At 69.9% G+C, this 9,919-nt stretch carries 10 protein-coding genes; 7 read left to right on the top strand and 3 right to left on the bottom strand.

Annotated elements, in window-relative coordinates:
• Nucleotide 1: 1 nt before the first annotated feature.
• Complete coding sequence (locus Aco03nite_RS28765; RefSeq protein ID WP_203800079.1) at nt 2–538, bottom strand: hypothetical protein; 537 nt, start codon at nt 536–538, stop codon at nt 2–4.
• Between the two features lie 61 nt (nt 539–599).
• On the opposite strand from Aco03nite_RS28765, the gene Aco03nite_RS28760 reads away from it, so the two are divergent.
• The 5 genes from Aco03nite_RS28760 to Aco03nite_RS28740 all read left to right on the top strand — a co-directional run bounded on the left by Aco03nite_RS28760 (nt 600) and on the right by Aco03nite_RS28740 (nt 3,991).
• Complete coding sequence (locus Aco03nite_RS28760) at nt 600–1,061, top strand: alpha/beta fold hydrolase (protein ID WP_203800077.1); 462 nt, start codon at nt 600–602, stop codon at nt 1,059–1,061.
• Nucleotides 1,055–1,456: a hypothetical protein gene (locus Aco03nite_RS28755; RefSeq protein ID WP_203800074.1), complete on the top strand. Its 402-nt coding sequence runs from the start codon at nt 1,055–1,057 to the stop codon at nt 1,454–1,456. The genes Aco03nite_RS28760 and Aco03nite_RS28755 overlap by 7 nt, the downstream gene beginning before the upstream one ends.
• The gene (locus tag Aco03nite_RS28750) at nt 1,453–1,866 is read left to right on the top strand and encodes a MarR family winged helix-turn-helix transcriptional regulator (RefSeq protein WP_203800071.1); all 414 of its coding nucleotides are present in this window, start codon (nt 1,453–1,455) and stop codon (nt 1,864–1,866) included. The genes Aco03nite_RS28755 and Aco03nite_RS28750 overlap by 4 nt, the downstream gene beginning before the upstream one ends.
• 61 nt (nt 1,867–1,927) lie before the next feature.
• A complete protein-coding gene (locus Aco03nite_RS28745; protein ID WP_203800069.1) occupies nt 1,928–3,301 on the top strand; it encodes an NAD(P)/FAD-dependent oxidoreductase in 1,374 nt (457 codons plus the stop codon).
• 69 nt (nt 3,302–3,370) lie between these two features.
• Nucleotides 3,371–3,991 (top strand): thymidine kinase, encoded by a 621-nt coding sequence (locus Aco03nite_RS28740; protein ID WP_239145506.1) that lies wholly within the window; start codon nt 3,371–3,373, stop codon nt 3,989–3,991.
• Here Aco03nite_RS28740 and Aco03nite_RS28735 read toward each other — a convergent pair.
• A complete protein-coding gene (locus Aco03nite_RS28735; protein ID WP_203800065.1) occupies nt 3,988–4,887 on the bottom strand; it encodes a lamin tail domain-containing protein in 900 nt (299 codons plus the stop codon). The two genes, Aco03nite_RS28740 and Aco03nite_RS28735, sit on opposite strands and share 4 nt — an antisense overlap.
• 65 nt (nt 4,888–4,952) lie before the next feature.
• Between Aco03nite_RS28735 and Aco03nite_RS28730 the strand changes: the two genes are divergently transcribed.
• Together Aco03nite_RS28730 and Aco03nite_RS28725 are read left to right on the top strand one after the other, a co-directional pair.
• Nucleotides 4,953–6,719: an ABC transporter ATP-binding protein gene (locus Aco03nite_RS28730; protein ID WP_203800064.1), complete on the top strand. Its 1,767-nt coding sequence runs from the start codon at nt 4,953–4,955 to the stop codon at nt 6,717–6,719.
• Entirely contained in the window at nt 6,716–8,653 is a 1,938-nt protein-coding gene (locus Aco03nite_RS28725; protein WP_203800063.1) for an ABC transporter ATP-binding protein, read from the top strand. The genes Aco03nite_RS28730 and Aco03nite_RS28725 overlap by 4 nt, the downstream gene beginning before the upstream one ends.
• A 16-nt stretch (nt 8,654–8,669) precedes the next feature.
• Here the strand turns inward: Aco03nite_RS28725 and Aco03nite_RS28720 are convergent, their stop codons facing one another.
• On the bottom strand, nt 8,670–9,809 hold the full coding sequence (locus Aco03nite_RS28720) for an SNIPE associated domain-containing protein (protein WP_203800062.1): 1,140 nt from the start codon (nt 9,807–9,809) through the stop codon (nt 8,670–8,672).
• Nucleotides 9,810–9,919 lie beyond the last annotated feature (110 nt).

Genomic DNA, 9,919 nt, shown 5'->3' with positions numbered 1-9,919 from the left:
CCTAGGTGTCGTAGAGCCCGCAGTCCCACGGCGCGGTGAAGGCCATGTAGTCGCCGGGTTCGGCCGACACCCACCGGATGCCGCCGCCGCCCTCGGGAATCCTGCTGACCAGCCCGAAGGTCAGGCCGAAGCGGTCCACCTCGAAGGGCTTCACGGCGATGCGGCCGTACGTCACCGCACCCAGTTCGGTGAGCCGCCGCTCGTAGAGCCCGTCCGCGTCCGGGTCGATGCGCGCCTCGTCGAGCGTCCCGTCCGCGTCGAAGAGGTACAGCGCGACGAAGCCCCTGTCCCGTTCGAACGGTTCGGTGAGGAAGAACTGCCGCCCGTCCGCCGTACGCCCGATGTGCTCGGCTTTGTAGTCGTCGTGCTCGATGGCGATCAGTTCCGGCTCGGCGGCCGCCTCCTCGTCGGTCGGCTGCACCGCACACGCGTCGTCGCCGACCGGCTCCTCGTACGCCGGGACACAGCCGGCCACACCCCCGGCGACCAGCACCGCAACCGCCAGCCGGGCACCCGCCCGACGCCATCGGAAGATCATGGATCCGCACGGTAGCGGAGAGGACTGGCCCCGGGCGACCACGTCGCCTAGTTTATGTCGCATGCGAAATAGTTCGGTTGTGGTGGGCGGGATCGTGGGGACGTTGTTCGAGCCGGCGACCGAGCCCGTCGCCGTGCTCGTGGTGCATCCGGCCACCGCCACCCCGGCCGGGTTCTATGCCGGGTTCGCCGCTTTCCTGGCGGAGAACCGGATCGCCGCGGTCACCTACGACTACCGGGGCACCGGGCGGTCCGGGTCACCGAGGGCGCACCGGGCGGTCGGCATGAAGGAGTGGATCGAGCAGGACGTGCCGGCCGTGACCGGATGGGCCGCGGAGCGGTTCCCGGGACTGCCGCAGCTCGCGGTCGGGCACAGTCTCGGCGGGCACGCGCTCACCCTGGGGTACGGCGGGCCCGGCCTGACCGCGTTCGCGCTGCTCGCCTCGCACGTGGCGTCGATCGCGTGGCGTCGATCGCGTCGATTCCGGACCGCGCCGAGCGCCGTCGGGTCCGGCTGGTGCTGAATCTTCTCGGGCCGGGCCTGGCCGCCGTGTTCGGCTACGTCCCGGCCCGCCGGCTGGGGCTCGGCGAGGACATCCCGGTGGCCGCGATGCGGCAGTGGGCCCGCTGGGGCAACCTGCCGGGTTACCTGTTCGACGACCCGGCGATGAACGGCGCCGCCCGGGCCGCCACGGTGACCGGGCCGGTGCTGGCGGTCGGCATGAGCGACGACCCGTGGGGCACCCCGGCGCAGGTCGACCTGCTCGCCGGGCACCTGACCGGCGCCGACGTCGAGCGGCGCACCTGGACGCCGGAGGACGCGGGGCTGCCGCGGATCGGTCATCACGGCTTCATGCGCCGCGGCGCGCGCGCCACCCTCTGGACCGATCTGGTGACGTGGTTCGATAAGCAGTCATGAGCAATCGCCTGGTCTTCGACCTGATGATCGCCGAGCGGAGTCTGCGGCGGTGCATCGACGCCCGCTCCGGCGACACCGGCATCGGAGCGGCCGGGGCCGGGGTGCTCTTTCACCTGGCGCAGCACGACAACGCCCTGGTCGGCGACGTGAGCGCGGCCATGTGCGCGTCGCCGTCCGGGATGAGCGGACTGGTCAGCCGCCTGGAGAGGGCCGGTTTCCTGGCCAAGACCCCGGACGCCGGGGACGCCCGGGCGGTGCGGCTGAGCCTGACCCCGGCCGGCCGGGAGGCGGTCGGCACGGCGAAGTCGGTGGTCCGCGAACTGAACGCGGCGATGTCCGAGGGCTTCACCGAGGCCGAGCTGACCGTGATCGACCGCTGGCTGGGACACATCACACACCGATTGACCTGAGTACGGGTACTTCCGGTCCAGCTCTGGGCATACGAGAGTGGACGCAAGTGAGGGAGTACTGATGACTCATCGAGTGGTAGTCGTCGGGGCCGGTTTCGGCGGGCTCTTCGCGATCAAGGCGCTGCGCCGTGCGGACGTCGAGATCACCCTGATCAACGGAACCGCGTATCACCTCTTCCAGCCGCTGTTGTACCAGGTGGCGACCGGCATCCTGTCCCAGGGCGAGGTCGCCCCGCCGATCCGGGAGGTGCTGCGCCGGCAGGACAACGTCGACGTGCGCCTGGGCTGGGTGCAGGACGTCGACGTCGAGGCGAAGGTCGTGTCGGTGGCGGGGCCGGGGATCGACTACACCGTGCCGTACGACACGCTGATCGTCGCGGCGGGCGCTTCCCAGTCGTACTTCGGCAACGACCAGTTCGCCGATCACGCGCCGGGCATGAAGAGCATCGACGACGCCCTGGAGCTGCGGGCCCGGATCTTCGGCGCGTTCGAGGTGGCCGATCTGCACACCGATCCGGAGACGATCGAGCGGTGGATGACGTTCGTGGTGGTCGGGGCGGGGCCGACCGGCACCGAGATGGCCGGGCAGATCGCCGAGCTGGCGCACCGCACGCTGCGCGGCCAGTACAGGCACATCGACTCCCGTAAGGCCCGGATCCTTCTGGTGGACGCGGTCGGCGCGGTGCTGAACACGTTCGGTGACCAGCTGTCGTCGAAGGCGGAGGCGGAGCTGGACAAACTGGGCGTCGAGGTGCGTACGAACACCAAGGTCGTCGCCGTTGACTCAACGGGTATCGAGGTGGAGTTCGACGGGGAACGCGAGCGGATCCCGGCGATGACGAAGGTGTGGGCGGCCGGGGTCGCGGCTCCGGCGCTGGCCGGGAAACTGGCGGCGGCGACCGGGGTGAAGACCGACCGGGCCGGCCGGATCCAGGTGGAGCCGGACACCAGCCTGCCGGGGCATCCGGAGATCTTCGTGCTCGGCGACATGATGAACCTGGCCGGTGCGGACGGCAAACCGCTGCCGGGTGTGGCGCAGGTCGCCATTCAGAGCGGCCGGCACGCCGCGGACCAGATCAAGCGGCGTCTGGCCGGTAAGGAGACGGGTCAGCCGTTCCGCTACTTCGACAAGGGCAGCCTGGCGACGATCTCCCGCTTCTCGGCGGTGGCGAGCATCGGGAAGGTGCACCTGTCCGGCTTCCCGGCCTGGGTGGTGTGGGTCGCGGTGCACCTGTTCTACCTGGTCGGATTCAAGAACCGGGTGACCGCGGTGCTGCACTGGTTCGTCAGTTTCCTGGGGCGTGGCCGGTCGGAGCGGGTGGCCACCCAGCAGCAGGCGTTCGCCCGCCAGGCGATCAGGGCGTACGGCGATCCGTTCCGCCGCGGCGAAGCGGGCCCAACGGCCAGCGAAACCGCGAGTGAACAAGCCAGGTAGCGTGTACCGGCCCGCGTAGGTCATGAGGAAGGCTCACCATTGGTTCCGGTCACTGTTTCCACGCCCGTGGTGTCCCGAGCCAGGACCCTCGCTCCGGTTTTCCACGAGTTGTCGCTGTTCCACGGCAGCATGGGCGCGGGCAAGTCGACGCTGGCGCTGCAGAACGCGTACAACCGTCGTGAGGCGGGCCGGCCCGGGGTCCTGCTGACCAGCATGGACCGGGCCGGCGCCGGGGTGATGTCGTCGCGTCTCGGTGTCGAGGCGGACGCCATCGAGGTGACCGACGGCACCGAGCTGACCGTGCTGATCTCCGACGAGGTGCCGGCCGGTGGTTTCGTGATCGTCGACGAGGCCCAGTTCCTGCGCCCGGAGCAGGTGGAGCAGCTGGCCTGGGCGGTCGACGAGCTGTGTGTGGACGTCGACTGCTACGCGATCTCCACGGACTTCCTGTCGCACCTGTTCCCGGGTGCGCAGCGGCTCCTCGAACTGGCCGACAACATCGTGTCGTTGCAGGTCGAGGTGACCTGCTGGTGCGGTCGCCCGGGCCGGCAGAACGCCCGGATCGAGGACGGCCGGGTGGCCCGCTCGGGCGCGCAGGTGGCGGTCGGCGACACCAACGACGCGGCCGAGGTGACCTACCGGGTGCTGTGCCGCCGCCACTGGCGCAGCGGCGAGGCCGGCCCGGTCTAGGGGTAGATCTCCCACCCGCGCATGTCGCCGTCCGGGTCGAAGAGGTAGCCGCCGTCGCCGACGCTGTGGCCGGCCGGGTCGACGTTCGAGAAGATCGGCTTGGTCAGGCCCCAGTACTTGTGGGTGGCGGTGTCCCGGCCCGGCCCGATGTGCACGTAGAGGTCGCCGCCGGCCGGGACCATGCTTCCGGCCGGAAAGGTGTAGCGGCGCAGCCCGGAGTCGCGCACCCACCAGCCGCCGACCGGCACGGCCGCCGCCGACGGGTTGTGCAGCTGGAACCATTCGCCGTTGAGGTTGTCGGCGTCGTTGCCCTCGGCGTCCGGGTTGACGGTCAGGGTCAGGCCGCTGTTCCGGGCGGGGCCGGGTTTGCAGGCGTCGGTGTCGTAGAGCTCGCGGCCCGCGGCGGCGGCCTGTTTCGCGGCGGCGTGGTAGCGCACGTCCATCGCCCATTCGCCGGGGAACGGCAGCCACAGCGCGTACCCGCCGCGGACCAGGTCCTCGCCGACGTCGGTCCACTTCCCGCCGATCCGGACGGCGACCGAGCGCAGCGGGCGGCCCTCGCTGGAGCTGGCGGCCTTGAGCGCGGTCATCCGGATCTGCCCGCCGCCGGCTTTGACGAGTTTCTCCAGCCGGGCGGTGGCGGCGAGCGCGTGGCAGTCGCCCTTACGACGTTCCGGCCGGGGTGAGTAGACCTTCTGCTCCATCGCCTGGATGCCCAGGATCCGGATCGAGACGAGCGCCGTGGTGTGGTCGCCGGCCAGGTCGACGCGGAGGGTGTCACCGTCGGCGACCCAGTCCACCCGCCCGGTCCACACGGTCGCGGCCCGTGCCGGGACGCCGGTGCCGGCGACGGTCAGCGCGACGGTGGCGGCCAGCACCGCCAGACGATGGAACATGTGAGGCATTCTCCCTCGCTTGATCGTTAGCTAGGCTAAGAACCACCACTTGCGAGGAGCCCTGTTTGACCGACTCCCCCCGCCGGGCGCCACGGGCCGGCATCCATCCGGATTCCTCGAAGAGCTGGCTGCGGCGTGCCTGGCCCATCGTCCGGGCGCACCGGATCCTGCTGATTTCGTCGCTGACGCTGTCGTTCATCGGACTGGTCGTCCAGGTGCAGATCCCCGACCTGGTCCGGATCGCCCTCGACCGGGCGCTCGTCGACCGTACCGACGGGCTGACCGGGTACGTGTGGCTGATCGCCGGGCTCGCCGTGGCCCAGGGCGTGATCAACTTCCTGGCCCGGCTCTACCTGCTGCGCACGGCGTACGAGATGGAGTACGACCTGCGCAACGTCATCTTCACCCACCTGATGAGGATGTCGTACGCCTTCTACGACCGGGTCCAGTCCGGCGAGTTGATCTCCCGGGCCACCAGCGACATCCGCGCCGTGCAGATGTACCTGGCGTTCGGCCCGTCGATCCTGGTCCAGTGCACGATCGCGGCGATCGCCTTCGCCCTGATGCTGTCGATCAACGCTCCGCTGGCCGTGGTGGCGATGCTGACCATGCCGGTCATCGCGGTCCTCGGCGTCCGGATGCGCCGGGCGAGTTTCCCGGTGTCGTGGCTGATCCAGGCCCGGCTGGCCGGGGTCGCCACCGTGGTCGACGAGAACATCCAGGGCGTCCGGATCGTGAAGGCGTTCGCCGGCGAGCAGCGGCAGGTCGATCTGCTGGCGGCCAGCGCCGACCGGGTGCGCTGGGCGTACACCGAGGACGCCGGGGTCCGCAGCCGGTGGCTGCCGGTGATGGACAACCTGCCCCGGCTCGGGCTGGCGATGGTGCTGCTGGTCGGTGGCCTGATGGTGCTCGACGGGGACGCGACGGTCGGCACGATCGTGGCGTTCAACTCCTACGTGCTGATGCTGCAGCCGCCGTTCCGGATGCTCGGCATGATCATCATGATGGGACAGCGGGCGGCCGCGTCGGCGCAGCGCATCTACGACATCCTGGACACTCCGGCCGACATCGTCGACCCGGCCGATCCGGCGACGCCCGCGCCCCGGGGCGATGTGCGGTTCGAGGATGTTCGTTTCGCGTACCCGGACGGGACCGTCGCCCTGCAAGGTCTTGATCTTCACGTCGCTCCGGGCGAGACGATCGCGCTGGTCGGGGCCACCGGCAGCGGCAAGAGCACGGTGGCGCGGCTGGCGGCGCGGTTCTACGACACCGCCGGCGGGCGGGTGCTGATCGACGGGGTCGACGTCCGCGACTACCCGCTGACCACGCTGCGTGACCGGGTCGGCATCGTGCCGGACGAGCCGTTCCTCTTCTCGATGTCGTTGCACGACAACATCGCTTTCGGACACCCCACGGCTTCCCGGGATCAAGTCGTCGCGGCCGCCCGGGCCGCCGGTGCGCGCGGTTTCATCCAGGAGCTGCCTGCCGGGTACGACACGGTGGTGGGCGAACGCGGCTACACCCTCTCCGGCGGGCAGCGGCAGCGGGTGGCGATCGCGCGGGCCCTGCTGGTCAACCCGCCCGTGCTGATCCTGGACGACGCCACCAGCGCGATCGACGTACGGGTCGAGCACGAGATCCACGAGGCGCTGCGGGACCTGATGCGCGACCGCACCACCGTCGTGGTGGCCCACCGGCTGGCCACGATCGGCCTCGCCGACCGGGTCGTCCTGATCGAGAACGGTCGCGCGGTGGCCTCCGGCACCCACACCGACCTGCTGGCGACCGAACCCCGCTACGCCCGGGTCCTGGCGTCGGAGGTGACCGCATGAGCATGTTCGGTGGTGGATTCGGCGGGCCGGGTGGTGGGCCCGGTTCCGGGGCGATCGCCGGGATGGGCGGAACCGGGTCGCGGCGGTCGGGCAGTTCGCCGTTCGCCGGCATCCCACCGGAACTCGCCGCCGCGGTCGCCGCCATGGAGGCCCGCGAACCGGAGCATCCCGCGCCGGACACCAGGTTCACCCAGACCCCGGACAGTGGGCGGCTCACCCTGTGGTCGCTGCTGTCCGGCCGGCCCGGGCTGCTGGTCACCGCCGCGTTCGCGGTGCTGCTGGAGGCGCTGCTGCTGCAGTCCGGCCCGTACCTGGTGCAGATCGGCATCGACCACGGCATCGTGGCCGGCCAGGTGCCGTGGCTGGTGTTCGCGGCGGTCGCGTTCCTGGTCTCGGTGCTGCTCACCGCGGTCGCGTCCGGCATCCGGATCCGGGCCAGCGGGCGGCTCAGCGCCTACGCCATGCGTGACCTGCGGGTCCGGATCTTCACCCACCTGCAGCGGCTGAGTCTCGACTTCTACACCAGGGAGAAGGCCGGGGTCACGATGACCCGGATGACGTCGGACGTGGAGGCGCTGCAGCATCTGCTGTCCGAGGGGTTCGCCCAGTTCCTGATCCACGGGCTGACCATGGTCGTGGTCACCGCGGTCCTGATCCACTATTCGTTCCCGCTGGCGATGATCACGCTGTTGATGGTCGTACCGCCGCTGGTGCTCCTGTCGTTGTGGTTCCGCAAGGCCGCGGACGTCGGCTATAACCGCCAGCGGGACGCCATCGCCGCCCTCTTCTCGCACCTCACCGAGAGCCTCTACGGCGTCCGCGTGATCACCGCCCACAACCAGCGCGACCGCAGCGTGCTCGGGCACCGCGAGGTGGTCGGCGCCTACCGCGACGCCAACGACCACACCGGCCGGATCAACGCCGTCTACGGCCCCGGCACGTCGGTGATCGGCCTGCTCGGCCTGGCCGCGCTGCTGCTGATCGGCGGCCGGATGGTGCTCCGCGGCACCCTGACGATCGGCGAGCTGACCGCTTTCGTTCTCTACCTGAACGCGTTCTTCCAGCCGGTGCAGCAACTGGTCCAGCTCTACACCAACTACCAGCAGGCCCGCGCCGCCCTCGGCAAACTCCGTGGCCTGCTGCGCACCGCCCCCGCGGTGAAGGAGAAACCCGGGGCGGTCCCCTTGCCCCAGGTCCGCGGTGGTCTTTCGGTGCGGGACATCACTTTCGGGTACGACCGGAAAAGACCAGTTCTCCGCAACGTCTGTCTGGAGATCGCCCCCGGCGAGACGATCGCCTGCGTCGGCCCGACCGGCGCCGGCAAGTCCACCCTGGCCAAACTGGTGGCCCGCCTCTACGACCCGGACACCGGCACGATCCTGATCGACGGCCACGACCTGCGCGACGTCACCCTGGAGAGCCTGCACCGCCAGGTGGGCGTGGTCCCGCAGGAGCCGTTCCTGTTCGCCGGCACACTGCGCGACAACATCGCCTTCGCCCGCCCCGACGCGCCCCTGTCCGCGGTGGAGGCGGCGGTCGACGCGGTCGGCCTGCGCGACCTGGTGGACCGCTCCCCCGACGGCCTGAACACGATCCTGCACGAACGCGGCCAGTCGGTCTCGTCGGGCGAACGCCAGCTGATAGCCCTGGCAAGGGTTTTCGTGGCCGAACCGAGGGTGGTGGTCCTGGACGAGGCCACGTCGAGCCTGGACCTGCGCTCCGAGCTACAGGTGGAGGCGGCGATCCAGCGCCTGCTGGAGGGCCGAACAGCGATCCTGGTGGCCCACCGCCTCTCCACGGCCCGCCGAGCGGACCGCGTGATAGTCGTCGACGACGGAGGAATCCTGGAACAGGGCACCCACGACGCCCTGCTCACGGCTGGCGGCACCTACGCCACCATGTACGCCACCTGGGAGTCGCACACGACCACCTGACCAGCCACGGCCGGGCCTACCCCGGCCACCGGCCCATGCTCTGGAAATACTGGGCGGCCTCGGGCTCCTCGGTGAATTCCAGCAACCCACCGGCCTTCTCCTGAAGCAGTTCCCGTACCTGCGCCGGGGTGGCGAAGAAGAACTCCCGCCGCTCGTTGACGAAGTTCACCCGCCGGTCCGCGAAAGCCTTGTGCAACTCGTTCTCCAAGGTGACGGCATCGTGGGAGAAGTAGAGCGCGTGCACGTCGTAGGGAAACGGCACAGACGCGTCGCCGAGTTCGCGGACCCGGTCGAGCGGTTCGAGCCGGCGCGTCATGCCGATCTTGACGATGCCGGGCCGGAAGGCACCGATGTTCGAGATGACGTAGACGTATCCGGCACGGATGTTCGCGATCCGATAGTCGTTGTCCTCGATCGCCTTGTCGATCTCGGCCAGCCGATTCGCCAACTCGGCCACCGCCGATTCGTCGCCCTGAGCCCGCAGAGCACCGAGAGCGCTCTGGTAGTGGGCCCTCTCCTTGTCCAGGCGTTCACGCTCCGCGGCCAGTTCCTGCTCCGCGCGACGCTGCTCGCGCAGCAGCTCGCGTTCCTCCCGGGCCCGCTCGCGTTCTTCCTGGACCTTGACCTGGAAGTCGGCGGTCAGTTCGAGTTCCCGAACCCGGAGAGCGTGATAGTCGGGATTGACCCGCATCTCCATGAGCGTGCCGAGTCTCTCGATCGCGGTGACCGCCGATTGCAGGCGCTTCTTCGCGGTCAGGATATTGCCCGCCCGTAAGGACCGGACACAGTTGTCGGCTTCCGCGTTGTAGGCGCGAAGCATGAGTTTGGAGAAGTCCGCGATCATCTTGCGGCCCTTCGCGAGTGACCCCGAGAAGGTGAAGATGTCGGCCGCGAGAACCGCATGACCGGCTTTGATGATCCGGTCCATCTCGGTCTCCAGGTCACGGAGACGATCCTTGTACGCCGCGGCGTCCTCGAGAGGATGGTGGTAGCGATAGACGCCGACGTCCTGGAGAACCAGCCGGTCGTCGAGTTCGACAACGGCATCGTCCTTCTCCGATTTGCCGCGCGTCACCTCGGCTTCCAACTCGGCGATGCGGGCCAGAAGCGCGTCTACGTCGTGGCCGGAATCCGGGCGGTCGTCGGTGGCAGGCATGGAGCTGGTCGCATACGACGCTTCGGGCAGCCAGAACTGCCATCCCTCGGGCGGCGCGGGCCAGGACGGATCAGGCCGCCACCCGTCCGGTGGAGACCATCCCGCCGGGG

The sequence above is a fragment of the Actinoplanes couchii genome (assembly GCF_016862075.1).
GTDB classification, from domain to species: Bacteria; Actinomycetota; Actinomycetes; order Mycobacteriales; family Micromonosporaceae; genus Actinoplanes; species Actinoplanes couchii.
Note: the sequence above shows the minus strand (reverse complement) of the source record. Positions and strands in the feature narration are given on the sequence as shown.